Annotated in this window: 18 protein-coding genes; 9 read left to right on the top strand and 9 right to left on the bottom strand. The window is 67.8% G+C overall.

Going from position 1 to position 26,884, the window contains the following annotated elements:
* Nucleotides 1–13 precede the first annotated feature (13 nt).
* The 5 genes from pks13 (at nucleotide 14) to NS2_RS11995 (ending at nucleotide 7,574) form a co-directional block, all read left to right on the top strand.
* Nucleotides 14–5,146: a polyketide synthase Pks13 gene (gene pks13, locus NS2_RS11975; protein WP_186817592.1), complete on the top strand. Its 5,133-nt coding sequence runs from the start codon at nucleotides 14–16 to the stop codon at nucleotides 5,144–5,146.
* Nucleotides 5,147–5,203: 57 nt separating this feature from the next.
* Nucleotides 5,204–6,748 carry an acyl-CoA carboxylase subunit beta gene (locus tag NS2_RS11980; RefSeq protein WP_033087606.1) on the top strand — a complete coding sequence of 515 codons (1,545 nt, stop codon included), beginning with the start codon at nucleotides 5,204–5,206 and terminating at the stop codon, nucleotides 6,746–6,748.
* A 55-nt stretch (nucleotides 6,749–6,803) separates the two neighbouring features.
* Nucleotides 6,804–7,124, top strand: a complete 321-nt coding sequence (locus NS2_RS11985; RefSeq protein ID WP_143161503.1) for a hypothetical protein — start codon at nucleotides 6,804–6,806, stop codon at nucleotides 7,122–7,124.
* On the top strand, nucleotides 7,082–7,282 hold the full coding sequence (locus tag NS2_RS11990) for a hypothetical protein (protein WP_033087608.1): 201 nt from the start codon (nucleotides 7,082–7,084) through the stop codon (nucleotides 7,280–7,282). The genes NS2_RS11985 and NS2_RS11990 overlap by 43 nt, the downstream gene beginning before the upstream one ends.
* Before the next feature lie 85 nt (nucleotides 7,283–7,367).
* Nucleotides 7,368–7,574: a DUF5988 family protein gene (locus NS2_RS11995; protein ID WP_045437349.1), complete on the top strand. Its 207-nt coding sequence runs from the start codon at nucleotides 7,368–7,370 to the stop codon at nucleotides 7,572–7,574.
* A 133-nt stretch (nucleotides 7,575–7,707) separates the two neighbouring features.
* Here the strand turns inward: NS2_RS11995 and NS2_RS12000 are convergent, their stop codons facing one another.
* Both NS2_RS12000 and NS2_RS12005 read right to left on the bottom strand, forming a co-directional pair.
* A complete protein-coding gene (locus tag NS2_RS12000; protein ID WP_033087609.1) occupies nucleotides 7,708–11,061 on the bottom strand; it encodes an arabinosyltransferase domain-containing protein in 3,354 nt (1,117 codons plus the stop codon).
* A 153-nt stretch (nucleotides 11,062–11,214) separates the two neighbouring features.
* Complete coding sequence (locus NS2_RS12005; protein WP_033087625.1) at nucleotides 11,215–14,469, bottom strand: arabinosyltransferase domain-containing protein; 3,255 nt, start codon at nucleotides 14,467–14,469, stop codon at nucleotides 11,215–11,217.
* A gap of 356 nt (nucleotides 14,470–14,825) precedes the next feature.
* Between NS2_RS12005 and NS2_RS12015 the strand changes: the two genes are divergently transcribed.
* Together NS2_RS12015 and NS2_RS12020 are read left to right on the top strand one after the other, a co-directional pair.
* Nucleotides 14,826–16,706, top strand: a complete 1,881-nt coding sequence (locus tag NS2_RS12015; protein WP_082062608.1) for a serine/threonine-protein kinase — start codon at nucleotides 14,826–14,828, stop codon at nucleotides 16,704–16,706.
* A 29-nt stretch (nucleotides 16,707–16,735) separates the two neighbouring features.
* Nucleotides 16,736–18,301, top strand: a complete 1,566-nt coding sequence (locus tag NS2_RS12020) for a serine/threonine-protein kinase (RefSeq protein WP_052086325.1) — start codon at nucleotides 16,736–16,738, stop codon at nucleotides 18,299–18,301.
* A 1-nt stretch (nucleotide 18,302) separates the two neighbouring features.
* Here the strand turns inward: NS2_RS12020 and NS2_RS12025 are convergent, their stop codons facing one another.
* Both NS2_RS12025 and NS2_RS12030 read right to left on the bottom strand, forming a co-directional pair.
* Nucleotides 18,303–20,168 (bottom strand): glycosyltransferase family protein, encoded by a 1,866-nt coding sequence (locus NS2_RS12025; RefSeq protein WP_033087610.1) that lies wholly within the window; start codon nucleotides 20,166–20,168, stop codon nucleotides 18,303–18,305.
* 156 nt (nucleotides 20,169–20,324) lie between these two features.
* Complete coding sequence (locus tag NS2_RS12030; protein ID WP_045437355.1) at nucleotides 20,325–22,238, bottom strand: galactan 5-O-arabinofuranosyltransferase; 1,914 nt, start codon at nucleotides 22,236–22,238, stop codon at nucleotides 20,325–20,327.
* 82 nt (nucleotides 22,239–22,320) lie between these two features.
* Between NS2_RS12030 and NS2_RS12035 the strand changes: the two genes are divergently transcribed.
* Nucleotides 22,321–22,497, top strand: a complete 177-nt coding sequence (locus NS2_RS12035; protein WP_121556085.1) for an NAD-dependent epimerase/dehydratase family protein — start codon at nucleotides 22,321–22,323, stop codon at nucleotides 22,495–22,497.
* Here the strand turns inward: NS2_RS12035 and NS2_RS12040 are convergent.
* The 4 genes from NS2_RS12040 to dprE1 all read right to left on the bottom strand — a co-directional run bounded on the left by NS2_RS12040 (nucleotide 22,494) and on the right by dprE1 (nucleotide 25,513).
* Nucleotides 22,494–22,913, bottom strand: a complete 420-nt coding sequence (locus tag NS2_RS12040) for a PIN domain-containing protein (RefSeq protein WP_033087611.1) — start codon at nucleotides 22,911–22,913, stop codon at nucleotides 22,494–22,496. The genes NS2_RS12035 and NS2_RS12040 overlap by 4 nt on opposite strands.
* Nucleotides 22,910–23,134, bottom strand: a complete 225-nt coding sequence (locus NS2_RS12045) for a type II toxin-antitoxin system VapB family antitoxin (protein WP_033087629.1) — start codon at nucleotides 23,132–23,134, stop codon at nucleotides 22,910–22,912. Before NS2_RS12045 ends, NS2_RS12040 begins: the two co-directional genes overlap by 4 nt.
* Before the next feature lie 121 nt (nucleotides 23,135–23,255).
* Nucleotides 23,256–24,017, bottom strand: a complete 762-nt coding sequence (gene dprE2 / locus NS2_RS12050) for a decaprenylphospho-beta-D-erythro-pentofuranosid-2-ulose 2-reductase (protein ID WP_033087612.1) — start codon at nucleotides 24,015–24,017, stop codon at nucleotides 23,256–23,258.
* Nucleotides 24,014–25,513: a decaprenylphosphoryl-beta-D-ribose oxidase gene (gene dprE1, locus NS2_RS12055; protein ID WP_373867318.1), complete on the bottom strand. Its 1,500-nt coding sequence runs from the start codon at nucleotides 25,511–25,513 to the stop codon at nucleotides 24,014–24,016. The genes dprE2 and dprE1 overlap by 4 nt, the downstream gene beginning before the upstream one ends.
* Before the next feature lie 71 nt (nucleotides 25,514–25,584).
* Here dprE1 and NS2_RS12060 point away from each other — a divergent pair, with 71 nt between their 5' ends.
* Nucleotides 25,585–26,040 (top strand): GtrA family protein, encoded by a 456-nt coding sequence (locus tag NS2_RS12060; RefSeq protein ID WP_081985871.1) that lies wholly within the window; start codon nucleotides 25,585–25,587, stop codon nucleotides 26,038–26,040.
* Nucleotides 26,041–26,047: 7 nt separating this feature from the next.
* Here the strand turns inward: NS2_RS12060 and NS2_RS12065 are convergent, their stop codons facing one another.
* The gene (locus tag NS2_RS12065) at nucleotides 26,048–26,665 is read right to left on the bottom strand and encodes a pyridoxamine 5'-phosphate oxidase family protein (protein WP_045437358.1); all 618 of its coding nucleotides are present in this window, start codon (nucleotides 26,663–26,665) and stop codon (nucleotides 26,048–26,050) included.
* Nucleotides 26,666–26,884: the final 219 nt, after the last annotated feature.

Here is a 26,884-nt window from a genome sequence, read left to right on the forward strand (position 1 = left end):
GCTTGAGGAACTGATGGCTGAGAACGAGGGCATCGACCCGACCCAGACGACCGATAACGCTCCGGCAGTTGACGGCGAGAAGCCGAAACCTCCCGTCTCCGACATGTCGGTGGCGGATCTGCGGGAGTGGCTGCGGCGCTGGGTCTCCGACGCGACCGGGCAGCCGCTCGAGAACATCACCGTGGACCGGCCGATGGAGGAATTCGGTCTGGCGTCCCGCGATGCGCTCGCCCTCGGCGGCGATATCGAGGAGCTGACCGGGGTCGTGCTGAACGCGACCATCGTTTACCAGCACCCCACCATCGGTTCGCTGGCGGAACGAATCATCAACGGGGAGCCCGATCTTCCGTCCGACGTGGCCGACGATTCGTTCTACACGCAGGGTTTCCAGCCGGGCGACGCGCACGATATCGCGATCGTGGGTCTGTCCACCCGGCTTCCGGGCGCGGGCGATACGCCCGAATCCACCTGGGAATTCCTGATCAACCGCGGTGACGCCATCCGCGATCTACCCGAGGGCCGCTGGGCGGAGTTCCTCGACGACCCGCGCCTGGTAGAGCAGATCGCTAAGTCCAACGTCAAGGGCGGCTACCTCGACCAGGACGTTCTCAAGAGCTTCGACGCCGAGTTCTTCGCCACCTCGCCGGTCGAGGTGGAGCGCATGGATCCGCAGCAGCGCTGGGCGCTGGAGCTGACCTGGGAAGCCTTGGAGCACGCCAGGATTCCCGCCAACACCCTCAAGGGTCAGCAGGTCGGCGTCTTCATCGGTTCCACCAGCACCGAGTTCATGATGATCGCGGGCATGGCGGCCGGGAACACCGATCCGGGCACGCCGCTCTCGGCCGAGGGCTACAGCATCATGGGCAGCGTCTCGGCCATCATCCCCAACCGGGTCTCGTACTTCTACGACTTCCGCGGCCCGTCGGTGGCCGTCGACACCGCGTGCTCGTCCTCGCTGGTGGCGGTGCACCAGGCGGTGCGGGCGCTGCGCAACGGCGAGGCCGATCTGGCCTTGGCCGGTGGCACCAATGTGCTGCTGTCGCCTGCCGCGACGCTGGCCTTCGACGCCAATGGCGGTGTGTCGAAAGACGGTCACATCAAGGCGTTCTCCTCGGATGCCGACGGCATGGTGCGCTCCGAGGGCGGCGGTCTGGTGGTGCTCAAGCGCCTGGCCGACGCCGAACGCGACGGCGACACCATCTACGCGGTGGTCAAGGGCACTGCGGTCAACAGCGACGGCCGCTCCAACGGCCTGCTGGCCCCGAACCCGGACGCCCAGGCCGACGTGCTGCGCGCCGCCTACCGCGATGCCGGAATCCCGCCGTCCCACGTCGATTACATCGAGGCGCACGGCACCGGCACCCCCATCGGCGACCCGATCGAGGCGGACGCGCTGGACCGGGTCATCGGCCGTGGCCGCGAGGCCGACAAGCCCGCGCTGCTGGGTTCGGCCAAGACCAACTTCGGCCACCTGGAGGCCGCCGCCGGTGCCGCCGCGCTGGCCAAGGTCGTCCTGTCGTTGCAGCACAACGTCATTCCGCCGCACCTGAACTACGCGGGGCCGAGCCCGTTCATCCCGTTCGACCAGGCGCACCTGAAGGTCACCGACCAGCCGACCGAGTTCCCGCGCTACAGCGGCAAGGCCGTCATCGGCGTCTCCGGCTTCGGTTTCGGTGGCACCAACGCCCACGTGGTCATCCAGGAGTACGTGCCCGAGCCCGCCGCGCTGGAGTTGCCCGAGGTCACCGATCTCGACGACGAGACCACCGACGTGATCGCCGAGGCCGAGGCCATCACCGAAGCCGCCGCGCCGGAGCCGGAGTGGGGCAATCGCGAAGAGCCGATGCCGCTGATCATCCCGGTCTCGGGCTACCTGCCCTCGCGCCGCAAGCGCGCCGCCAAGGATCTGGCCGACTGGCTGGAATCCGAAGTCGGACAGGCGACTCCGCTGGTGGACGTGGCCCGCACGCTGGCCAAGCGCAATCACGGCCGCTCGCGCGGCGTGGTGGTCGCCAAGACCCACGAGGAAGCCATCGCGGGCCTGCGTGCCATTGCCGAGGGCAAGCCCGGCACCGGTGTCTGGACCGCGGATTCCCCGGCCGCCCGGGGCGCGCTGTGGGTGATGGCCGGTTTCGGTGCGCAGCACCGGAAGATGGGCAAGCAGCTCTACACCGAGAACTCGATCTTCCGTAAGGCCGTCGACCAGGTCGACGAGCTGGTCATGGACGAGGCCGGGTACTCGGTCAAGGAGATGATCCTCGACGACTCCATGGATTGGGACATCGGCACCGGCCAGGTCGGCACCTTCACCATCCAAGTGGGTCTGGCCTCCATCCTGCGCGCGCACGGCGCGGAGCCGGAGGGCGTGGTCGGCCACTCCCAGGGTGAGGTTGCGGGAGCCTACATTTCGGGCGGCCTGCCGCTCGAGGACGCGGTTCGCGTGATCTGCGCGCGCTCGCGGCTGATGGCCGAGGGCGAGGCCATGCTGACCGACGACCAGGTGCGCAATATGGCGCTGCTGGAGTACTCGGCCGAGGACATCGCCAAGCTCATCGAGACCGAGTTCCCCGATATCGAGGGCGCGGTCTACGCCGCGCCCAACAACACGGTCATCGGCGGCATGCCGGACCAGGTGCACGCGATCGTGGCGCGCGCCGAGTCCGAGGGCAAGTTCGCGCGCGTGCTCCAGACCCGCGGCGCGGGCCACACCTCCCAGATGGACATGCTGCTGGGCGAACTCGCCGCCGAGCTGGCGGGCATCGAGCCCACCCGCCTCAAGCGCGACCTGTACTCCACCGTCCACGCGAACGCCCACTACCGCGCGGGCAACCCGCCGGTGCACGACGTGGACTACTGGGTCATGAACATGCGCGGCTCGGTGTACTTCACCAATGCCATCCGCCAGGCGGTCGACACCGGCATCACCACCTACCTGGAGCTGGCGCCGAATTCCGTTGCGCTCATGCAGGTGCTGGGCACCACCTTCGCGGCGGGCGTGCACAATGCCGCCCTCATCCCGACCCTCAAGCGCAAGGAGGACGAGGCCGCGGGCGTCATCTCCGCGCTGGCGCAGCTCTACGTGCACGGCCACAAGGTGGACCTGCCCTCGCTGCTGCCCGCCGGTGAGTACGGCGACGCGCCGCGCACCGCGTTCCTGCGTAAGCAGCACTGGCCCAAGGTTTCCGGCGGCTTCGGCGGCGGCTCGGGCAATGCCCGCTTCCCCGGCGCGCACGTGGCGCTGCCGGACGGCCGCCACGTGTGGGAGGTCCAGGCGTCCGCCGTCGCCGACCTGGCCGCGCTGGTGAATGCCGCTGCCGCGCAGGTGCTCTCGGATGTCACCGTCGGCGCTTCGGTCGCGCACGGCCAGCTCCCCGCCGCAGGCACCCTGACCACCACGCTCACCCCGCACCCGGGCGGCGCGTCGGTCTCCGTGCACGCCAAGGAGGGCAATGCCTTCCGCCCGCTCTTCGACGCGGTCGTGAGCTCCGGTGCTCCGCTGCCGGAATCGGTTGTGGCGCAGCCCGTCGCGGTCGTCGAGGCGGCCCCGGTCGTCGCGGTCGTCGAGGCCGCCCCCGGTGAGCGCTGGGATCCCAACGGCACCCAGACCATCGAGGCCCGCCTGGCCGTCATCGTGGCCGAGTCCATGGGCTACGCGGTCGAAGACCTGCCCATGGAGATCCCGCTCATGGAGCTGGGTCTCGACTCCCTGATGGCCATGCGCATCAAGAACCGCGTCGAATACGAATTCGACATCCCGCAGCTCCAGATCCAGGCCGTGCGCGACGCCAGCCTCCTGGAGGTCGGCAAGGTGCTGCGCTACGCGGTCGAGCACCGCGATCAGCTCGACGACATCGCCGCGCGTCAGGCCGCCGGTGAGGACATCTCGGTCGACGCCGACTTCATCTCCGCCGCCCGCACCGCCATGGCCGAGGGCAAGGACCCGGCCGCGCTGCTGCCCAAGGTCGAGACCACCTCCCCGGTGGACGAGGCCGAGCAGATCGTGGCCGAGGCCGAAGCCGGTGCGGCCGAGCACGAGTCGGCCGCGCCGATCGCCGAGACCGACGCCGACAATGTGCCCCCGCGCAATGGCGAGGAGCGCCTCGCCTTCGCCACCTGGGCGCTGGTGACCGGCAAGACCGCGGGCGGCATCTTCAACCAGCTGCCCGAGGTCGACGACGCCACCCTGGCCAAGCTGGCGGCCCGCCTGTCCGAGCGGGTCAAGGCCGAGGTCGATCCGGCCGAGGTGCGGGCCTGCAAGACCATCGAGCAGCTGTCCGAGGTCGTGGTCCGCTACCAGGGCAAGAGCTCAGACCTCGAGGGCTTCGTGCGCACCCTGCGTGCCAAAGAGACGGGCTCGGACGCGGTGCCGGTCTTCGTGTTCCACGCCTCGGGCGGAAACACGCTGGTCTACGAACCGCTGCTGAACCGGCTCCCGGCGGGCACGCCGATGTACGGCTTCGAGCGGGTCGAGGGAACCATCGAAGAGCGTGCGCGCCAGTACATTCCGGAGATCCGCAAGCGGCAGCCGGAGGGCCCGTACATCTTCTACGGCTGGTCGCTGGGTGCGGTGTTCGCGCTCAAGGTCGCCGAGATCATGCGGGCCGAGGGCGCGGACGTGCGGCAGGTCGGCCTGATCGACCTGGCGCTGCCGGTCGAGCCGTTCAATGATTCCCCCGAGGAGCGGGTGGAGCGGATCCGCCGCTACCAGGCCTTCGCGCAGAAGACCTACGGCTTCAATGGCGAACTCGACGACGAGCAGCTCGAGGAGCTGGCCGCGGCCTCCGACTCGGAGCAGATCGAGATCATCATGGAGCTGCTGAAATTCGCCGGGGTGGACATTCCGGGTGGCGTGATCGAACACCAGCGCACCTCGTGGATCGACGGCAAGGAACTGGAGAAGATCGAGCCGACCAAGTACGACGGCGCGGTCACCCTGTACCTGGCCGATCGCTACCACGACGGAATGATCGAGCTGGAACCGCGTTTCGCCGACCGGCGGCCGAACGGTGGCTGGTCCGAGCACATTCCGAATATCGAGGTCATCCGCATTCCGGGCGACCACATCCAGATCATCGACGAGCCCCGGATCGCGACCATCGGCGCCGATCTCACCAAGAAGCTGACGGAGATCGACACCACCGCATGAAATAGCGCCACCGCGTCACGGGTTCTGCGAAAGTAGGTTTTTGCCGAAAGGAGACCAGTGAGCACCACCGCCGAGAAGCTCGCCGACCTTCGACACAAGCTCGACATCGCGAGGGAGCCGGCGGGGGATGCGGGCATCGCCAAGCGGGCCAGGAAAGAGATTCCCTCGGCCCGCGACCGCATCACTATGCTGCTGGACCCCGGTACCTTCGTGGAAATCGGTGCGCTGGTGCGCAATCCGGGTGACCGGAACGCCCTCTACGGCGACGGCGTGGTCACCGGCCACGGCCTGGTGGAGGGCCGCCCGGTGGCCGTCTTCTCGCACGACCAGACCGTTTACGGCGGTTCGGTCGGCGAGATGTTCGGCCGCAAGGTCGCCTACATCATGGAATTCGCGGCCAAGGTGGGCTGCCCGGTGGTCGGCATCAACGACTCCGGCGGCGCGCGGGTGCAGGAGGCGGTGACCTCGCTGGCCTGGTACGCCGAGCTGGGCCGCCGCCAGGAACCGTTGTCCGGCTTGGTGCCGCAGATCTCCATGATCCTGGGCAGCTGCGCGGGCGGCGCGGTGTACGCGCCCATCAATACCGACGTGGTGGTGGCCACCGAGGCGGCCTACATGTTCGTCACCGGCCCCAAGGTGATTCGCGAGGTCACCGGCGAGGACGTCAGTCTCGAGGAGCTGGGCGGCGCGAATTCCCAAGCGCAGTACGGCAATATCCACCACGTGGCCAAGACCGAGGCGGCCGCGTTCGAGTGGGTGCGCGACTACCTGAGCTATCTGCCGTCCAGCTGCCAGGAGCTGCCGCCGATCGTGAATCCCGGTCTGGAACCGGAAATCACGGAATCGGATCTGGAGCTCAACACCCTCATGCCCGACGCCGACAATGCCGGTTACGACATGCACGAGATCCTGATCCGGATCTTCGACGACGGCGCGTTCCACGAATTCGGTGAATCCGCGGGCAAGAACGTGATCTGCGGTTTCGCCCGGGTGGACGGGCGCACGGTCGGCGTGGTGGCCAATCAGCCCATGGTCTACGCGGGGGCGCTGGACGCGCGCGCCTCGGACAAGGCGGCCCATTTCGTCCGGCTCTGCGACGCTTTCGAGATTCCGCTGGTCTTCGTGGTGGACACGCCGGGCTTCCTACCCGGAGTGGAACAGGAGAAGATCGGCGTCATCAAGCGCGGCGGCCGGTTCATCTTCTCCTTCGTGGAGGCGACGGTCCCGAAGGTGACCGTGGTGATCCGCAAGTCCTACGGCGGCGGCTACGCGGTCATGGGCTCCAAACAGCTGGGCGCGGACGTGAATCTGGCCTGGCCGACCGCCCGCATCGCGGTCATGGGCGCGGAGAGCGCGGTCTCGCTGATCGGGGCCAAGACCCTGGAGGCCGCGCCCGAGGACCAGCGGGCGGCCATGCGCAAGCAGATGATCGACTTCTACAACGCCACCATGGCCACGCCGTGGGTGGCGGCCGAGCGCGGCTATATCGACGCGGTCATCGAGCCCGCGCACACCCGCCTGGAGATCCGCCGGGCCCTGCACCTGCTGCGGGACAAGACAATCCCACGCAATCCGCGCAAACATCACCTGCTCCCGCTGTAGCTGTGAAAATATCGCATTTCATTTTGAAGTGCGAACTCGGGAGCGCGATACGACCATGGCTACCCTTCGAATCCGGCGATCCATCCTCGGCGGCGTGGCGGCCGCCGCGGCCGCCCTGGCGGTCACGGCCGCCGCGCCCTCCGCGTCCGCGGTGGTCACCGGCATCACGCCCGGTACCGGCCTGGCGCATGTCAATTCGACCTACACGCTGACCGCCACCGACTTCGGCGCGAGCGCGGGCACCGTGGTGACCTTCTGGGTCGGCGACGCCGCCGGCGGCAGCCTCACCCTGCTCGGCACCGCGCCGGTGAACTCGGGCCTGGCGACCATCTCGTGGACCCCACGGCGGTCGGCTCCGGCACCGCCAAGATCGTAGCCAGCGACGACGGGAGCAGCACCAGCGGCAATGCCGCGGTCACCAGCGTGCCGTTCACCGCGGTCCCGGCGGGCAGCCTCGGCACGGGCAGCGCGGCGAAGATTCCGATCATCGGCGGCCTGCTGAGCAGTTTGCTCGGGCTCGTCGGCCTGGCCTGATCCGGGCCGGTCGCCTTTGTTCAGGCGGCTCGCCGATTGCGCTGAATCTATCGGGTGGCCCGCGCAGATGTGAGAGCCTTCAGCTATGAGTACCTCACCGATGGCGCTACTCGAAGGCGGGCCGGATGGCCTCGAACAGCGGATTGTTCCGATCACCCCACCGGGCATCGAGCTGCGGGTGGCGTTCGGGGGAGGGTACGAACGATTCAAAGTGACGCCACGCTGGCAGGACACCCCGGAGGGGAGCCTGCCGGTCTACGAATGGGTGGCGCATATCGAGGCCAAAAAATAGAACGCGACAACTGATTTCATAAGGTTCCGGGTAACTCGTCGGGTACGACCAAAATCGGGTTGGCTCCCAACGCAGGCACGGGTGCGGGCGGTCGACGGCTCTCGGCCGCCCGCTGAAGCCTCGGGGAGGCGGGCTAGAAGACTCGCATCTTCCCCGGCGACCAGAACCCGGAGCGGTTCACCACGTGGGTGTCGAGCTGGGCGGGCTTGGGGAACGTGCCCGGGTCGGACGGGTTCGAGTAGTAGGGGTTGTACTGCTCGAGCGAACCCCAGTCGCGGTCGTAGTTGTCTTTCAGATAGGTCGGGACCGTCTTGGAGGACGACAGCATTTCCGCCCAGCCCAGCGGACCGCCGAATTCCTCGGCCTGCCAGGTGTTCGTGGAGCTGGTGGCCAGTGGCCGGTCGGGCAGGATACGGAACTTCGGGGCCGAATCCACCACGCCGTTGCGGTGATCGAACGGGTGCTGGCACGGGAACTGCAGGCCCACCGCCCAGTCCAGCAGGATCGGCTGGGTGGATCCCAGATAGCTGTTGAGCGACACCAGCTTCGGCACCCGCGGCGGGGTGAAGGCCAGCCACTGGTCGCCGATCAGGATCGGGTCGCGGGCGTAGATGCGGACCGCGTCGGCGTCGTCGGGCAGCGCCGAGCGCGGGATGCGCAGGTTGCGCCAGGACGGGGCCGGGCCGATGTCGAGCGGGCGGTACTGACCCAGCTCGGTGACGCTGCCGTCCGGATTGTGGTGGCCGTACTTCAGGAAGATGTCCTGGCCGTAGGTCATGTTCCCGGTGTCGTCGAAGGACATGACGCGACCGGCGGCCGAGATCACGACCAGCGGGGTGTCGTCCGAACGCGGCGGCAGCGCATACCAACTGGAGGTGAGCTCGGCGGGCTGCTGCACGCCGTCCTGGTAGCTGCCCATCACCGGGGTGGTGGCCGGGTCCAGGCCGAAGGGCAGGGCCACGTTCGAGCCGTTGACGCCCTGGGCGCCCTTGCCGCCGCCGGTGCCCGCGTTCTGGCCCTTCTCGAAGGCCGGGCCGACGGTCTGGGTGGAGGTATTGCCGGTGCCCGGCTTCACCTCGACGCTGTCGGCGTCCAGCTTGTCGGCGACGCCATTGGGGGAGAAGCCCTTCGGGTTCTCCCCGGCCAGCGGGTCGCCCTCGGCCGGGGGATGCGCGGGATCGATGATCGGCGTCAGGTTGCCGCCATTGGTGTTCTGTTCCACCAGCACGTCATTGGCGAGGCCGCAGGACTTGCCCGCCAGCGCGTCGAAGTTGGAGCGGGCCAGCGAGTACGCCGGGTACTGCTGGGCCGCGCCCTTGACCAGTGACAGCACCTCGAACGCCACCATGAGCGCGGCCACCACGGTGAGCGGGATGGCGGCGAAACGCCGGACCCGCCTGCCGCGCTTGGTCTCCCCGTTCGCCTCGGGCTTGGCGTAGCCCTCGCGCAGCGACTGCCACGCCACCACGGCCAGTGCCAGCCCGAAGAGCATGAGCATGAAGGTGTTGGACTGGAAGCCGTGCAGCGAGACCCGCTTGTCGTACCAGGGCACGCCGTAGCTGGAGACGTACCAGTAGCCGTTGATGCCGGAGAAGGCGACGGCCAGGGTGAACAGCAGCCCGGCCAGGAAGACCGAGCGGTTCTTGCGGGAGCGCAGCGCGGTGGCGGACACCGCGACCGCGGTCACCGCCGCCAGTGAGCCCGCGATGCCCGCGTACGAACCGAAGTGGTGGGTCCACTTGGTCGGGTTGAACATCATGAAGAAGATGGTTCCGAAGACCACGCCCATGAGCCGCCAGGTCGGCGCGCTCGCGATGCCCGGCACCTGCCGCCGGCGCAGCAGCACCAGCATGGTGGTGATCAGGCACAGGATCATGAGCAGGAAGGCGAAGCGCCGCGCCAGCGAGCCGTCCACGGTCTCGACGAACAGGTAGTAGTAGCGCAGATAGTCCTCGTACCAGGCCAGATTCGGCCCGGTCGCCTGGCGGACCCGGTTGGCCTCCATGATTCCGGCGAAGGTCTGGTCGGCGAAAACCACTACCAGGACCAGGAATCCGGCCGCCATGATGGGGGCCAGCAGGGCCAGGTCGCCGAACTGCTTGCGCCGCCGCACCACGATGCGGACCAGCGGGCGGATGCCCGCGAGCAGCGCCGCCACACACATCAGCCCGGTCGGTGCCGCCGCCAGCGTGAACGCCGCCACCAGCACCGCCACCGCGGCGGGCAGCAAACGCGAAGTGGCGATGGCCCGTTCGATGGAGACCCAGGTCAGCAACGCGCCCAGGGCCACGATGGGCTCCGACCGCAGGCCGTTGTCGTAGGGCAGCCAGAAGGCCAGGAAGACCAGTCCGCCGGTCCACAGCGCCACCTTGGAGCGCGCCACGGCATTGCCCAGCCGGGGCACCACCTCGCGGCTGATCACCAGCCAGCACAGGATTCCGCAGAGCAGCGCGGGAATTCGCACCCACGGGCTGGCGGTGGAGATTTCGGCGAACGCCTGGATGACGTAGTAGTACCAGCCGAACGGAGCCTCCGGCACGCCGAACCAGCGGAAGTAGTTGGCCAGGTAGCCCGCGTGCGGGGCGGCCCGGACCATGGTCAGGATGTAGCCGTCGTCGGAGGTGTTGGCGCCCACGAAGTGCCACAGCAGCAGGGTGCCGATAATGCCGCCGTCCGCCCAGGTCGGCTTCAGCCAGTGCGCGGGCAGGATGCGCCGGTGCCCGCGGCCGTCGCTGGTGTCCAGCACCGCGAGCGCGCCCATTGCCAGCAGGGTGAGCAGCACGGCGGCGATGATGGCCACCAGCTTGAGCACGGTCGGCGAGGAGGAGAACCGCGAGTCCACCGTCATGTGGAACGAAAGGCCGTCGGGGACCACGCCTTTCATATCGGTGAAGACGCCCACCACCTGGGGCCGCAGGTCGCCCAGCAGCTTGCCCTCGACCGGGACGGTGACCAGTTCGCGGCCGCCGTCGGCGGTCGGCTTCTCGACGCTGCGGGTGACGCCCTCGAAGACCGCGGTGGTCTGGTTGTCATCGGAGCTGATGACGATCTTGGAGCACTCGTTCATCTCGGCCCGGGTCGCGGTGGCCACCACGGCATTCCGGTCCAGCACGTCCACGCTCTCGCCGGACACGCGAACGAACATGGCCTCCAGGTCCGCGCCCTTGCCCTGCGGCGGCGCGGTTGCCAGCAGGATGCCCCCGCGCGGATCCAATTGCCCGACCGCGGAACACGGAATGCTGACGTTCACGTCGATCGGCACCTGCGACACCAGCGCCGCCTGCACCGGATCGAGCGAACCGCCCTGCGGCCAGCTCACCTCCGCCTGCGTCTGCTGCACCGGCAGGAACGGCGTCGCCAGCGCGAACAGCGCGCCGAGCACGCCCGCGACGATGGCGATCAGCTTCGCGATCTTGAAATCGCGTGGATCCACCGGGGCGGTCGCCGGGGGATTCGGCTTGGTGAGAACAGCGGAGGCGTCGGGCACGGTTGCTGATCGTAGCTCCCCCGCCTCCCCGAGACTTGGCGCACGGCTTGGGAGCCGTCGCAAGTTTCGCGCGCGTGCCGACGGTCGGGGAGCAACCCGATTTCGGACGTACCCGACGAGTTACCCTCGCCTCACGAAATCAGTTGTCACCTTTCATTTGACCTTGATCGGGGCATCCTTGGACAGACCCGACCGGGTTTGGACGGTCACGTCCAGGGTCGGCTTGGTATTCGCATTCGGGACATATGGGGTGAACTGCTCCAAAGCGCCCCAGTCCCGCCGCCAGTCGTGGTTCAGGTAGCTCGGCCGGGTCTCGGCCTCGAGCAGCAAGCCCGTCCAGCCCAGTGGACCGCCGCCGATATCGTCCTGCCAGGCATTGGAGGCGTCCTGCCCGACGCGGTCGGGCAGGATTCGCCATTCGGGCACCTCGGCCACGCCGTCGTGGTGGTCGAAGGGCCGCTGGCAGGGGAAGGCCAGGCCGACGTGCCAGTCCTCGAGCACCGGAGCCCGGTCGCCGACAAGGGAATTCAGGGTCTCGAGCTTGGGCAGGCGCGGCGGGGTGACGGCCAGCCACTGGCGCGGGGTGATGTCGGCGTCATTGAGCACCAGGCGAATGGCATTGGCCCCGGCCGGAATCTGATCCAGCGGGACGCGCAGATTGCGCCAGGACGGGCTGGGGCCGATGTCGATCGGGCGGATCTTCCCGGTATTCGTGACATTGCCCTGGGCGTCGCGGGTGCCGTACTCCACGAACAGGTCCTGTCCGTAGGTCTCCACGCCGTCCTTGTCGATGGACTTGATGCGTCCGGCCGCCGTCACGATCAGCACCTTGTAGGCGGGATCATTGCGCACGCTGTTCAGCTTCTCGGCGTTGTACCACTGCGTGGTGAGCTTCGAAACCTGCTGCTCGCCATCGGTGTAGCTGCCCATGACCGGCGTCTTGGCCGGGTCCAGCCCGAAGGGCAGGGCCACCGAGCTGCCATTGATGCCGACCTCCTCGCTCTTGCCGCCGCCGGTGCCCGCGCCGGTGGTCTTGGAGGTCTTGTTGCCGGACTTGCTGTCGTTCACCGAGTTGGCCCCGCCGGTGACGGTCTCCTCCGCGTCGGCGGTGAGGTCGGAGGCGACGCCATTGGGGGTGAATCCGGTGTTCTCCGCGGCCAATCCGTCCGCGTCCGAGCCGGTCCACGGGTGCAGCAGCGAGTCGGCGGTGTCGGTCTCGACCAGCACCTCATTGGCGAGCGCACACGAATCGCCCTTCAGCGCCCGCAGATTCGACTCCGCGATGGAGTAGGCCGGGTACTGGCCGACGGCCGCCTTGGCCAGCGACAGCACCTCGAACAGCACCAGCGCGGCCGCGGCCACCGTCAGCGGCATGCTGGCGAACTTGTCGAACCCGCGCACCGGCTTCGGCGGCGCGTACGGCTCCCGGAAGTGCTGGTAGGCCGCGACCAGCAGGCACAGCACCGCCAGGCCCAGGAACAGCGTGGAGAAGCCCTTGCCCGCGATGAGCGGGGCCTTGTCGAACCACGGCACGCCGTAGCTGGACACGTACCACCAGCCATTGGGTCCGGTGAAGGTGATGGCCAGTAGGAAGAACACCGCGGCGGTGAACAGCGTCCGATTGCGCGGCGAGCGAATCCCGTTGACGCCCACCGCCACCGCGGTCAGCGCCGCCACCGACCCGGCCAGTCCCGCGTACACGCCGAAGTGGTGGGTCCACTTGGTGGGCGTGAACATCATGAGGAACAGCGACATGAAGATGATGCCCAGGATGCGCGCCGACGGCCCGCGCGAGGTGCCCGGAATGCGGCCGTTCTTGCGCAGCATCACCATCACGCACACGCCCAGGCACAGCAGCATGGCCAGAATCCCGAAGCGGCGGGCCAGCGAGCCGTCGGGGGAGAGCGTGAGCAGCGAATCCCAGCGGGTGCGCTCGTCGAACCAGGCCACATTGGGCCCGATGAGGGTGCGCACCCGGGTCGCCTCCATGACCGAGGCCAGGGTCTGATCGGCGAAAACCACCACCAGCACCAGGGTTCCGGCCGCCACGCCGGGCGCGAGCAGCGCGCCGTAGCGCAGCAGCCAGGAGCCGGGGCCCTCGGCGCGCTTGATGATGACCATCAGCACCGGCCGCGCGCCCGCGATGAGCGCCGCGATGCAGATCAGACCGGTCGGCCCGGCCGCCAGCGAGAAGGCCGCGATCAGCACGCCCACGGCGGCGGGCAGCAGACGCCCGGTGGCAATGGACCTTTCGATGGAGCACCAGGTCAGCAGCGCGCCCGCCGCGATGAGCGGTTCGGGCCGCAGACCGTTGTCGTAGGGCATCCAGGCGGCCAGGAACACCAGTCCGGCGGTCCAGATGGCGATATTGTCGCGTCGCACCCGCGAACCCAAGCGCGGCAGCACTTCCCGGCTGATGACCAGCCAGCAGGTGATGCCCGCCAGCAGCGCGGGCAGCCGCATCCACGGGCTGGAGTCGCTGATCCGGGTCATCCAGGCCAGCACCTCGTGCGGCCACCCGAACGGGGCCTCCGCGACCCCGAACCAGCGGTAGTAGTTGGCCATGTAGCCCGAATCCTTGGAGGCCCGAGCCATATTCAGGATGTAGCCGTCATCGGAGGTGTTCGCGCCGATGACGTGCCACACCAGCAGCGTGCCGATCACCGCCACATCGGCGAGCCGGACGCGCCACCAGTGCGCCGGCACGAACCGGCGCGGCTTGCGCCCGTCGGAGGTGTCGAGCAGGTGCAGCGCGAACAGTGCGATGAGGGTGAACACCACCGCGCCGATGGTCGCCGCCCGCTTGGTCCAGTTCGGGCTGGAAGTGAATCGCGCGTCGATGTTCACGGTGGCGGAGGCGTTTCCGAGCTGATCCCGATTCAGATCGGTGAACAGGCCCACCACCTGCGGGCGGGTATCCCCGGAGACCTTGCCGACGAACGGCGTCCCGTCCTCGCGGTTGACACCGGCGAACTCCACCCGCGTCTCGGTGGCATCGGAATGCACGGTGATCGAGGTGCAGTCCCCGATCTCCGAGACCGGCGCGGACAGCAGCGGAATCAGCCGCACCAGCACCGAGAGCGTGCGCCCCTTCTCCGGCTCGTCGGTGACCTTGACGACCAGGCCCTTCGACTCGGCCTGCCCCGATGCCGCGGGCACGGTCGAGAACAGCGTGCCGGTCGGCAGGTCCCGCAGCACCTGGCACGGCAGGCTCACATCCAGGTTCAAAGGCACATACGACACCAGCGGGGCATCGACATTCGCCGTATCCCCTTGCGGCCAATGCAGTGTCGGCCGGTCCTGGTGGACCGGCAGGATCGGCGTGATCACCGCCAGCAGGAATCCGAGTAACCCGGACACCAGGGCGACGAGGCGGATGCGGTGGAACGCTCGGGAGTCTGCGCGCACGAGCACCGACTCTATCGACCCCATTCCGCCGCCTCGGAGAGGCTGCACTTTGGCGTCCTCCCTACCTTGAAGGGTGGGGATTCCTGCCAGCGCCTGGCGGGCGCTCTGGGCGGGTTCCTGTTTCGCTGGGACGTGTCTGCCGCCTGGGCGGCAGAACTTACCGCCCCTCCGCAGGCGTTCAGCCTCTCCGCCCGTCCGGCGGCGAGGATGTTGCGTGACGCGTTGAGATCGCGGTCGAGGACCACCCCCGCACGCCGGGCACGTCCGCACCCGCTGGTAGCCGAAAACGCGGATGTCAGTCAGGATGGTTGTTATCCGAACTGGGCGTGGGGCCGGGCCGGAAGACAAGAGGAAGCATGACCGAGCTGCGACCTGGCGAAGTAATCGCCGGGTATGTGATCGCGCGGCGAATCGGGGCCGGGGGATCGGGCGTCGTCTATGCGGCGCGGCACCCGCGGTTACCGAGGCTTACAGCTCTCAAGATCTTGAAACGCGATGATGTCGTGGTCGGGGAGGACGACGGCTGGCGGCGTTTCGAGCGGGAGGCCGATATCGCCGCGCACTTCGACCATCCGAATATCGTGCAGGTCTACGACCGCGGCGTCGCCGACGACCTGCTGTGGATCTCCATGCAGTTCATCGACGGCATGGATGCCGCTGAGCTGCACCATGTTTCGCCCGATCGCGGGCTGCGCATCGCCACCGAGATCGGGGCCGCGCTGGACTACGCGCACGACAAGGGCGTGCTGCACCGGGATGTGAAGCCCTCCAACATTCTCATCGCCGCTCCCGACAGCGGCCGTCCCGAGCGCGCCCTGCTCACCGACTTCGGCATCGCCCGGCTGCGCGACGAGACCATCAAGCTCACCCATACCGGAAATATCTCCGCCACTTTCGCTTTCGCATCACCCGAACAGGTGAGCGGCAAACCGGTCGGTCCTCGATCCGATCAATACTCCCTGGCCTGCACGCTTTTCGTACTGCTCACCGACCACCGGCCCTTCCGCGCCGACAATCCACTGGGCTGGGTGCACGCCCACACCCAGGAGCGGCCGCTGCGCGTCAGCGAGGTCAATCCCGAACTCCCCGCCGCCATGGACGCGGTCTTCGACCGGGCGATGGCCAAGAATCCGGACGACCGCTACGACAGCTGCGCGGACTTCGCCTACGCCGCCACCGAGGCCTACTACTCTGATCCGGCGCTGGCGCTCACCGCCCCGGCGCGCCTGCTGCCGCATCCGCCCCCGCCCCGGCGATCCGGCCGGGACCGGAAACAGCTGTGGCAGAGCCTGTTACACAGCCGCACCCTGGTACCGCTGGCCGCGGCGGCGATCACCGCCGCCGGTGTCGGCTTCGCCCTGCACCGGACCGACCCGCCGCCCATCGTGGCCACCGGCGGCCTGGTTCCGGACAAGTTCGTCGGCATCTGGCTGGCCACCGAGGGCCAGACCAACTACCGGCTGACCGTGCAGCAGGCCAAGATCGGCGATCCGGTGCTGTCCAATCGCGTGGACGGCGTTCTGCCCAACGGCAATCCGTTCCACTGCGAGTTCTCCGCGCCGCTGGACGAGGTGCCCCGCGACGGCGACCGGCTGATCGTCGGCACCTCCCAGATCGTCGCCCGGGAACCGGCCAATGCCTGCAAGGCCAATGGCCCGACCACCCTCACCCTGCTGGCCGACGGCCGCGTCAGCCGCAAAACCGATGTGAGCGGCCTGATCACCTACGCCAGCGCCGACACCGTGATCACCTCCTGGGGCCGCGACGACACCGCCATCGCCCGTGCCTTCCCCAGCCTGATCGGCCGGCTCGCCTCCACCGGGACCTCGGTCGGCTGGCAGGGCGGATCGTGCGCGGCCCGGGACCCGGGCCCGGGGGAGGCGGCCCAGGGCGCGCACCGGGTGCGGTGCAATGCCGACGACAACACCGGCCAGGTGCACTTCGACGTCATCGACTTCGACACCCGACCCGGACAATCCGTGGGCCAGCTCTTCTTCGACAACAAGATCCGCACCGTCGGGGTCAGCCACGACGACGTGGCGGGCGAACTGACCGTCACCACCGCGGCCGCCGTGGATCCGGCCGCCACCCAGGACACCGAGGCCCATCGCGCGCTCGCCACCGTCACCTTCCCCGATGGTGACCCCAGATCCCGATTCGTCATGGTGCTGCGCTGGCCCGGGCACACCGTGGACAGCCTCCTGACCGACTGGCTCGAAAGGGCTCCCCTGAAGTAGGTAGTTCCGTAGTAGGTAGGTGCGCGACCATGGCCGAGCTGAAGCCGGGCGAGGACATCGCCGGTTACGTCATCGAACGCTGGATCGGCGCGGGGGGATCGGGCACGGTCTACGCCGCCCGCCATCCCCGGCTACCGCGCCTGGCCGCCCTCAAGGTCTTCAATCGCGAGGAGGTGAACGCCGATGCCGAGGGCTGGCGGCGCTTCGAGCGCGAGGCCGACATCACCGCCCGCTTCGACCACCCGAATATCGTCTCGGTCTACGACCGCGGGCGCGATGACGGCCGCCTGTGGATCGCCATGCAGTACGTGGAAGGCCCGGACGCGGACGGACTTTCGGGGCTGTCGCCGGAACGGGCGCTGCGGATCGGCGCGGGCATCGCGGCCGCGCTGGACTACGCGCACAGCAAGGGCGTGCTGCACCGGGATGTGAAGCCGTCCAACATCATGCTCTCCCCGGCCGAGGACGGCCGCCCCGAGCGCGCGCTGCTGACCGACTTCGGGATCGCCCGGCTGCGCGACGAGACCACCCATGTCACCAAGACCGGGGACATCTCCGCGACCTTCGCCTATGCGTCTCCGGAGCAGGTGTCGGGCCGCCCGCTGGACCCGCGCACCGACCAATACTCGCTGGCCTGCACGCTTTTCGTGCTGCTCACCGGATCTCGGCCGTTCCTGGCGACCGATCTGGCCGGTCTCATCTACGCGCACACCAGCACGCCGCCGCTGCACGTGACCCAGGTGCGCCCGGATCTGTCGCCCCGGTTCGACGCCGTCTTCGATCGCGCCCTCGCCAAGCATCCGGACGAAAGGTACGCCTGCTGTACCGATTTCACCGACGCCGCCTGGGACGCGTGGCGGGCGGGTGTCATGCCGACCGCGATCGAGACGCCGCCGGGCTTCGTCACCGATCCCACCGTGCTGCGCTCCTCGCGCACCGACCCGACCCTGCTGCGGCCGGGCGGGCATCACACCGACCCCGGGTTGCCGGCCTACGGCGCGAGCGCGGGATTCGTCGAAGACGGTGCGCCACACCGGCATCGGACTCCCGAACCGGTGCGCACCGCCCCGGGGACGGGCCGCGGAGTGCTGATCGGGCTGCTGGCGGTGCTGGCGGCGGCCGTGCTCGGCGGCAGCGCGATCGGGGTGGTCGCCGAGCTGGAGAGCCACGGAACCCCCAGCGGCGCACCGCTGTCCGCCGCCATCCCGACCATGGCGAGCGTGCTGTCGACCACCGCGGTCGCCGCCACGGTGCCCGCCGCGCCCGCGGGCCGGGTGCCGGCGGAGTTCGTCGGCGAATGGACCGGGACCAGCGATACCAACACCAATGACTACCGCTTGACCATTCGCCAGGGCGAGCTGAACCATTCGCTGGTGACCTCGACGATCCTGAGTGGCGGCCGGGTGATCTGCGTCTTCGACTATCGGCTGCTGGGGGTGCCGAGCACGGGCGACATCACGCTCGGGGCGGGCGCCCTCAGCTCGGGCGGCAGCGGCTGCACGGTCCAGGGCACGCACGAACTGGTGCTGAGCAACGGCCTGATCACCCGCGCGCTGTCGGTGAGCGGCTTCGTGACCTATCGCAAGGCGGGGTGAGCTACACCAGGCCGCGCACATCCCAGAGCCACACGCCGTCAACGTATTTCGCAGGGAAGCCGAGCAGTTGATCCAGGGTCAGGCGCAGGGTGTCGCCATTGTCGGTGGGCGGCAGCACCACCACGTCGGCGTGCCAGTAGCGCAGGTCCGTCAGGGCCTGGGCGCGCGCGGCCTCGTCCACCACCGGCACCGTATTGGACTGCTGCGCCCGCATCAGCAGGCTCGCGGTGGGCCGATCGTCCGGGCCGTAGCGGCCCTTCTTGGAGCTGCCGGTCGGGCCGACGAAATAGCCACCGGCGAGCGGGAATTCGAAGCCCGAGTCGATCTGCCAGCGCAGCGCGCGGGCGTCGGGCGGGGTCGGCGGCGGCGCGATCACCACCGAGCCGTGCGAAACGTATTGCCGCACCGTGCCATCGGTGAAGAAGGCCGGGGTGGCCGGGCGCTGCACCACCGGCAGGATGGTCGGGGTGAGCGGCAGCAGGGCGAAGACCAGCGCCGCGAACAGGGCCAGCGGCCGCCAGTCGGTCGCCGAGACCTTCCAGTAGTCCAGCGCCCGCTGGGTGGCCAGCGCCAGGATGAGGGCGATGGCCGGAATCGCGGCCATGGTGAAACGCGATTCCAGCACCGTATCCAGCAGTGCGACATTCTCCAGCCGCTTCCACGGCAGGCCGATGCCGGTGTCGTGCTTCCCGATCATCAGGGTCGCGCCCAGCGACAGCACGGTGAACACCACGATCACAGTGGCGGCCGCCCGCACCACCCGCTCCCGCCACATGAGCACCGCGGCCACCACGACCCTGATCCACAGCGGCCAGCCGAAGTAGGAGTTCTCCTCGGTGGGATTGATGGCCACGTTCTGACCGTGCGCGACCATCCCGCCCAGCGATTCCGATGGGAACTGGAACAGCGCCTTCAGGTCGTTCTGCATCGTCCCGTGGTCGATGCTGCGGTAGGACTGCGGGCCGAAGAACTTCCACCACAGCGGAATCTCGGTGAACGCCAGCGTGATCAGCGCGGCCAGCAGCACGGTCGGGGTGACGGTGCGCAGCGCGCGCAGCCCGGTCTTCGGCGCGTGCAGGTAGTAGACGAGCGCGAAAACCCCGAAGGACAGCGCGAAAATGAGCAGCGGCTCCTCGCCCAGCGCGATCTGCAGGGCCACCAGCAGACTCAGGACGAAGGCGTCGCGATTGCGGCGCGCCTTGCGTACTTCCTGGGAGGCATTGGCGCGCTTGGTCATCCGGATGAGCTGCAGCGCGATCAGCGGAAGCAGGGCCAGCACCACGAAATTCGGGTGCGCGTTGGCGTGCGAGATCATGGCCGGGGCGAAGCCGCAGAACAGGCCGCCCACGGCCGCCGCGAACTTGGACGCGACCGCTTCGCGGGAGAACAGCCAGTACCAGGCGAAGGCGGTGCCGAACAGGCCCAGGGTGAGCACCAGCACGAAGGTGACGGTCGGCCCGAACAGCAGGGTGACCGGCGTCAGCGGCACGCCGACACCGAACATGGCGGTATTGGCCATCATGTTCACGCCGTCGGGATAGTTCTGCAGCAGACTGCCGAGCGGGTTCTCCAGGTGCGCCACATTGTGCGCGGTGACGGCGAAGAACCACTCCCACATGGTCTGGTCCTGGCCGCTCTTGATGAGGTAGCCGCGATCGGTGTGCAACCACTGGCCCGACAGCACCAGCACCGCCAGCGACAGGTACGCGGCGGCCACGATCAGATCGGCACGCGCCAGCCGTAGTCGCCGGACGGTCCGCTGCGTTCGAGTGAGCTTGGCGGAAGCCGACTCCGGCGCGGTCCGGTCGAGAACCGTTACCGCCGAATCGTCTTCAACCCCCCGGTCGAATACCCGCCCCTGTACCACGCGCGAACTCCTCGATGCCTTGCAATGAGCGGCCCACGCTACCGGTTTCGCCTGAGATTGCACTGGCAAGTCGCGAAGTTATCCACAGGAACGGGTATTTATCCACAGAATACGGGCGATTTCTGTTTATAAGTGATGCTTGTCTCGTTCCTTCCTTCAGACACGCACGACCAGGGTGAACGGTCCGATATCGGTGATCCGGTAGTGCGGGTCATCGAAGAGCGACTTGGGGAACGACACCGTGAACCGCTTCACGTTCGGGTCGTTCGGGTAGACGTCCTGCGAGAGCCGCAGCGTGTAGTCGTTCCCGGAACTCCGGAACAGGAAGGCATCCGGCGCGCGCCAGCGGCAGTGGTTCAGCGCGTCGGTCAACTCCTGCGATGTCTTGAATGTGCTCCACCGCTGGATCTCGGCGGTACGGGCGGCGAAGTCGGCCAGCGGGTTCGCGTAATGCGAAGTGAGAGCCTGGAATCCGTAGTACGGATAGACGGCCAGGAAACTGGTGTCCGTGGTCAGCACCACGCTGGCGTCGCGCGGCCGCCCGGTCTGCTCGAGCAGCTTCGCGTCGATCTCGCGGTAGTACGACACCGCCGAGGGCGCCCGCTTGTCCGCGCGCACACCATTGCCGTCGGTGTCGGTGTAGGCGGTGGTGATCTCCGCCGCGAGCACATTCGGGATCTCCTGGCTGAATCCGATGGCCCCGGCCAGCGCCACGGCCGCCGCGGCCAGCCGGAACCGGCCGGGCTCGTTGAGCGCCTGGTAGACCGCCCGCGCCCCCTCTGCGAACCCGAACACACCCGCCGCCGCCAGCAGGGCGTCGAGCGGGGCCTCGAGCCGGAAGGCCAGCAGGGTGGTGCCCGCCGCGGTCGCCGCCATGGACAGCAGGCACCACAGATAGATGGCGACCACACCGATGCCGAGCGCCTGCGCCCGCCGCGAACTGCCCGCCCGCAGCACCAGCCAGACGGTCCCGAGCAGGCAGAACGCACCGAGCAGATCGAACTGGGTCATGGGCAGCGGCAGCCGCGATCCGCTCTCGGGCAGGTAGTGGAAGGCCGAACCGGAACCCAGGGAAGCCTTACCGGACAGGAACTTCAGCAGGAACGGCGTCCACACGGTCAGCGCCAGCACCCCGGCCACCACACCGATCCCGATCAGCCGCACCAGAATCGGCCACACCGCCCGCCATGTCCGCTGTGCGCGCCCCGCCAGCCCCGCGGCGATCAGCGCCATGAGACACACGGCGAACACCGCGACACCGAAGTACAGGCTGTAGAAGGTCGCGGCCAGACCCAGGAACAGCCCGGTCCCGACCACCGCGCCCCAGCCCCCGGCCGTCTCCTCGTCGCCATTCGTGACGGGCCGGTGCAGCGCACCCCAGGCCAGCACCAGCGCGGGCCCGAGCAGCAGCGTCAGCACCGCGCTGTACGCCTCCGGCGCACCGTAAGCCAGCGTCACCGCGGTCGTCGCGGACGCCACCGCCACCGCCCAATCGCCCCGAATCAGCTTGGACCACAACACCAGCGCGACCACCGCCGCCACCGCCAGCCCGATGATCGCGTACGGCTTGAACGCTTCCCACCCGGCCATCCCGGTCAGGCTCGCGAACCGCCCGCCGACCCAGAACCACCCCGCCGGATAGAACGGCGGCAGATCGATGTAGTTCATATCGTGCAGCGCGGCACTGTCGGTCAGCCGCGTCAGGTACTGCGTCCGAAACTCCTGATCCACCGACATTCCGAACAGATACAGCTTGGTAGCCGCCAACGGCATCCCCAGCGTCACCGTCACGAACGCCGAAACCCCGCCCCAGGACAGCAGTTTCGCGAGCCATCCCCACTTGTTCATGCGCAACAGCACGATGGCCGCCACCAGCATGGCCAGCGCGACAACCTGCCCCACGGCGGTCAATGACCGAGTCACATTGGACGAGTTGAACGCCGGCCAGTGCACGGTGGAGAAGGCGACCAGTCCGACCCCGGCCACGACCCCCGCGACCACCGCCGCGAGCACCGCCTCACCGATAGCCCCACCGGTCTGCCGCGCCAGCAGCGTCACTCGCTCGCTCATCCGCACCCAGCCTCCGCATTCGTCTCCATGGACCGCGCGTCAGCCTAGTCACTATGTTCGGAACCGCCTCGAAGGAAGGGATGTGAGCGTGCGAGTACTGGTCACCGGCGCGGCGGGCTATCTCGGCCGAGCCTTGATCCCCGCCCTGGCCGCGGCGGGCCATACCCTCCGCCGGGCCGTCGACCGTATCGACGCGATCATCCGAGACAGCCTCGTCCTCGACACATCGTGCGACACCCGCCCGCGGCCGAGGCGCTAGGTCAAAGGACCGTCGTGCACGTTGAGCTGGCGGAGCTCGGTGGCGAACCTGGCGGCGGTCACGAAGTCGGCATCATCGTGGACCACGACGAGCCCGTGATAGGCGGCCGTGGCGCAGATCTGCAGATCTACGGCGGAAAGCGATCTATGGCAGCCATCTTCGGCGGCGCGGTGCTGTAGCCCCGCGATCCAGAGGCCAGCGGACTTCGGCACCGTGACATCGCTGTAGAGGGTGTCGAACATTCCGCACAGCTGCGAATACTCTTTCAAGTTTCGTGCGGAGCGAAGGAACTCTGCGCGCTGTGGATAACACGAATGCAGATCGCCTTCGGCGGCCGGGCCGAGCCAGCGCTCGACCAGGGCGCGGTCTCTGAGAATGCGCCACAGCGCGGACGAGTCGACGAGGTAACCGATCATGGAGTCGGTGGCTCCTTCTCGGCTCGGTGAGCCGCTTCGGCCCCTTCGATGTCCCAGTCCTGAGCGATCTCGAAGTAGCGCTCGAACGAGGCCGCCCGCGATAGCCGCTGGTTGTATTCGCGTAGCGCGGCAGCGACCGCGGCGGTCTTGGTCCGGTGCCCGCCCAGCCGTTTGGCCGTTTCCAGGGCTTCCTCGTCGATCTCGATGTGGGTCAGCGACATGATCAGCTCCATGTACAAAAATAGGCCAGTCGGGTCGACTTATTGTACATCCGAGCCCTGGGCCGGATACGAAACTGCCGTACCGCCAGGTCGGCGGTACGGCAGCATCGGAGTCTGATCGTCAGATCGGCAGCTTGCGGAAGATCGGGCGCGGGACGTGGCGCAGGATCATCATGACGTAGCGGAAAGTGCCCGGGGCCCAGACGATTTCCTTGTTCTTCTCGGAAGCCGCGACCGCGAGCAGAGCGACGTCTTCCTTGTTGACGGTGAGGCCGTTCTCCTTGGCGTGGGCCGAGAGACGGGTGCGCACCATGCCGGGGCGGATGACGGTGACGCGCGGGCCGAACTTGGCCAGCGCCTCGCCGAGACCCAGGTAGAAGCCGTCCAGGCCCGCCTTGGTGGAGCCGTAGACGAAGTTGAAGCGGCGCACGCGCTCACCGGCGACCGAGGACATGGCCAGGATGCGGCCGTAGCCCTGGGCCTTGAACTTCTCGCCGAGCAGCACACCCACGGAAACCGCGGCGGTGTAGTTGATCTCGGCCATCATGACGGCCTTGCGCTGGTCCTGCCAGAAGATCTCGCCGTCGCCGTCGATGCCGAACGCGACAATGGCCACGTCGACGTCACCGGCCGCCCACGCGGCGTCGATGACGGCCGGGTGGCTGTCGGTGTCGAGCGCGTCGAAGTCGATGAGCTGGACCTCGGAGGCCCCGGCCGCCTTCATCTGGCTGACCGCGTCCTCGCGCAGCGGATCACCCGGCAGCGCGGCCAGGAGAATGCGCGCGGGGCCCTTCTTCAGGTACTCGGCGCAGATCGCCAAGCCGATCTCCGAGGTGCCGCCCAGCAGCAGAATGGACTGCGGATTCCCTACCGCATTGATCACTGAAGCTCCAGCCTTCTCGCCATATCGGACATGAAAACGCCTGTGGGGTCGACACTTCGGCGGATCTTGATCCACTCGTCGATCCGGGGATACATCTTGTGGAAGGTCTCCGCGGTGGTGCGGGAGTCCTTCGCGGTGTACAGCCGGCCACCGAATTCCATGACCCGCCGGTCCAGATCGTTGACCAGCTCATTGAGACCCGGCCGAATCGGGAAGTCGCAGCAGATGTTCCAACCCGGCATCGGGAAGCTCAGCGGAGCGGGGTTACCCGGCCCGAAGAGCTTGAAGACGTTGAGCGCCGAGATGTGCCCGGACGCCTGGATATCGATGATAATCCGCTTGAATTCCTCGACCGCGTCGGTCGGCACCACGAACTGGTACTGCAGGAATCCGGCCGGACCGTAGGCCCGGTTCCACTCCGCGATCATGTCGAGCGGGTGGTAGAACTGCGTCAGATTCTGGATCTTGCCGGTATAGGTGCCACCCATGGCGTAGTACGCCTCGCCGACGGCGCCCAGGGTGAGCCGGTTCGCCGTAATGCTCGGGAAGATGTTCGGCACCGTGAGCAGCTGTGGCGCATCGAATTTCAGCGGATTGCGCTGCTTCTTCTTCGGCAGCTCGTCCACCGTGGCGAGGCGTCCGCGGGTGATGCAGGCGCGACCCAGTTTCGGCGGCGGGTTCATCACGTCGAACCACGCGCTCGAGTAGGTGTAGTTCTCTTCGCTGCCGTCGCTGTGCGCGGCGATGGTCTCGTCCAGCGTGGTGGTCTTCACGCCGTCGTTGATGAAATACGCGGTCTCCGTCGGGATCATCTCGATGGTCGCGCGCATGATGATGCCGGTCAGGCCGTTGCCGCCGACGGTGGCCCAGAACAGCTTGGCGTTCTTCTTCGGCCCGATGGTCTGGACCTTGCCGTCGGCGGTGAGCAGGTCGATGGACCGCACGTGATTGCCGAAGGAGCCTTCGCTGTGGTGGTTCTTGCCGTGGATGTCGGACGCGATCGCGCCGCCGATGGTCACCTGCCGGGTGCCCGGCAGGACCGGAACCCAGAGTCCGAACGGCAGTGCCGCCTTCATGAGCTGGTCCAGGCTGACGCCGCCGTCCACGTCGAACAGCCGTGAGTCGCGGTCGATACGGTGAACGCGGTTGAGCGCCGGCATATCGATGACCAGACCGCCCGAGTTCTGCGCGTGGTCACCGTAGGAGCGGCCGAGCCCGCGGGCGATGACGCCGCGACGGAGGTGTGCGGGCTTGGAGTCGTTGTCCTCCGCGACCATGGCGACCGCGTTGACGATCAGCTCGGGGTCATTGGTGGAGAGCACTTCGGACGTTGCGGGTGCGGTGCGACCCCAACCCGTCAGGCGTCGGGTCTGCGTCGGCAGGTCGAAGGACCTCGGCGACACTGTGCCCTCTTTTTCTTTGCCGACGACCGGGCTCTCACCCGCGGAGCTGGGCTCCGAGGCGGCCGCGGTGGTGGTCTGAGCTTTCGTGGACATCGGCATAGAGGCTACAGGCATAACCGTCTCGAGGCTTGTGTCCTTTGTCCCGGGCATTACTCTTCTGCGTTGTGACCGCGGAACCCCATCTGCCCCTCCCGCCCGAGCTGCCCCTGGTTGATGAACCGGGCGGTACGGACGTTGATCTCAAGACGCAGATCATTCGATTCACGGTCACCGGCGGGCTGTCGGCGATTGTCGATTTCGGGCTGTACACGCTGCTGTTCAAGCTGGTCGGAGTGCCGCTGCCGGTGGCCAAGTCGATCAGCTTCATCGCGGGTACGACCACGGCCTATCTGATCAATCGGCGCTGGACTTTCAAGGCCGAGCCGAGCCGCAAGCGCTTCATCGCGGTAATAGCCCTCTACGCGCTGACCTTCGCGCTGCAGGTCGGCCTCAATCAGGTCTGCTACTACGCGCTGCCCGATGCCTGGTGGCGGATGTTCATCGCCTTCTGCGTCGCGCAGGGCACCGCCACCGTGATCAATTTCATCGTGCAGCGCGCCGTGATCTTCAAGATCAAGTAGCCGTCACTCAGGATTCGACGAGGGCGTTGTTCTCTTCCTTTGCGCGGAAGTAATCGCCGCCCTTGGCGCGCATATTGTCGGTGCCCCACTGCCGGGCCTCGCGGTGCGCCGGGACCAGATGCGGAATGTGCTTGCGGCAGTGGATGTAGGCCTCTTCGACATCGACCACCACCCAGCGCTCGGGCACCCGCCCGCGCTGCTCGGCGGGCAGGTCGGGGACACAGCGCCGCATGAGGGCGTCGTCGACGATGCGGGCGGTGCCCTTGAGATGCAGGCCGATGAGGTCGTGCACGAAATCGATCATGAGAATGCCGACGTGCGGGTTCTCGAGCATATTGCCGAGGCTGGCCATCACGCCGTTGCCGCGATACTCCGGGTAGGCGACCGTGCGGTCGTCGATGACGTGCAGGAAGCCGGGCTTGCCGGCGCGGAAGCTGGAGTCGCATTCCCCGTGCTTGTCCGAGGTCGCGATGAAGGCCATATCCATCCGGCGAATGAAATCGATCATGTGGGTATTGAGTCGATCTCGCACTTGGTCGGAATAGAAGCGTTGCGCGCGTTCGTCGCTGCCGTAGCGCTCCTGAAGTTCCCGTTCGCCGTCGCTGCCGTTTCTGATACCGGGCATCGTGCGCCCCCTTTGGTAGCTGAAGACCGGATGGAAGAGGCTCGGCCACGAACTTCGGCCATCCGAAATGCTATACGGTTTAACTATTTTCGTGTGGCGAATGCGTGAACCGGCGGATCTGCCCTGGTGGGGCGTCTTCGACTGGTGCCGGACAAACCTTCCCGGGCGAGGATCCTCCCGGATGAAATGGTCTGCAAGGGACCTTTGTCCCTTAATACT

This window comes from Nocardia seriolae NBRC 15557 (assembly GCF_007990715.1).
GTDB classification, from domain to species: Bacteria; Actinomycetota; Actinomycetes; order Mycobacteriales; family Mycobacteriaceae; genus Nocardia; species Nocardia seriolae.

Bases quoted from the DNA above. Each gene is read 5' to 3' on its own strand.
- NS2_RS12040 (WP_033087611.1), bottom strand. From the start codon at position 22,913: ATGATCGGTTACCTCGTCGACTCGTCCGCGCTGTGGCGCATTCTCAGA.
- NS2_RS12020 (WP_052086325.1), top strand. From the start codon at position 16,736: ATGGCCGAGCTGAAGCCGGGCGAGGACATCGCCGGTTACGTCATCGAA.
- NS2_RS12065 (WP_045437358.1), bottom strand. From the start codon at position 26,665: ATGCCCGGTATCAGAAACGGCAGCGACGGCGAACGGGAACTTCAGGAG.
- NS2_RS12045 (WP_033087629.1), bottom strand. From the start codon at position 23,134: ATGTCGCTGACCCACATCGAGATCGACGAGGAAGCCCTGGAAACGGCC.
- dprE1 (WP_373867318.1), bottom strand. From the start codon at position 25,513: ATGTCCACGAAAGCTCAGACCACCACCGCGGCCGCCTCGGAGCCCAGC.
- NS2_RS12015 (WP_082062608.1), top strand. From the start codon at position 14,826: ATGACCGAGCTGCGACCTGGCGAAGTAATCGCCGGGTATGTGATCGCG.
- NS2_RS11985 (WP_143161503.1), top strand. From the start codon at position 6,804: ATGGCTACCCTTCGAATCCGGCGATCCATCCTCGGCGGCGTGGCGGCC.
- NS2_RS12030 (WP_045437355.1), bottom strand. From the start codon at position 22,238: ATGAGCGAGCGAGTGACGCTGCTGGCGCGGCAGACCGGTGGGGCTATC.
- pks13 (WP_186817592.1), top strand. From the start codon at position 14: ATGGCTGAGAACGAGGGCATCGACCCGACCCAGACGACCGATAACGCT.
- NS2_RS11995 (WP_045437349.1), top strand. From the start codon at position 7,368: ATGAGTACCTCACCGATGGCGCTACTCGAAGGCGGGCCGGATGGCCTC.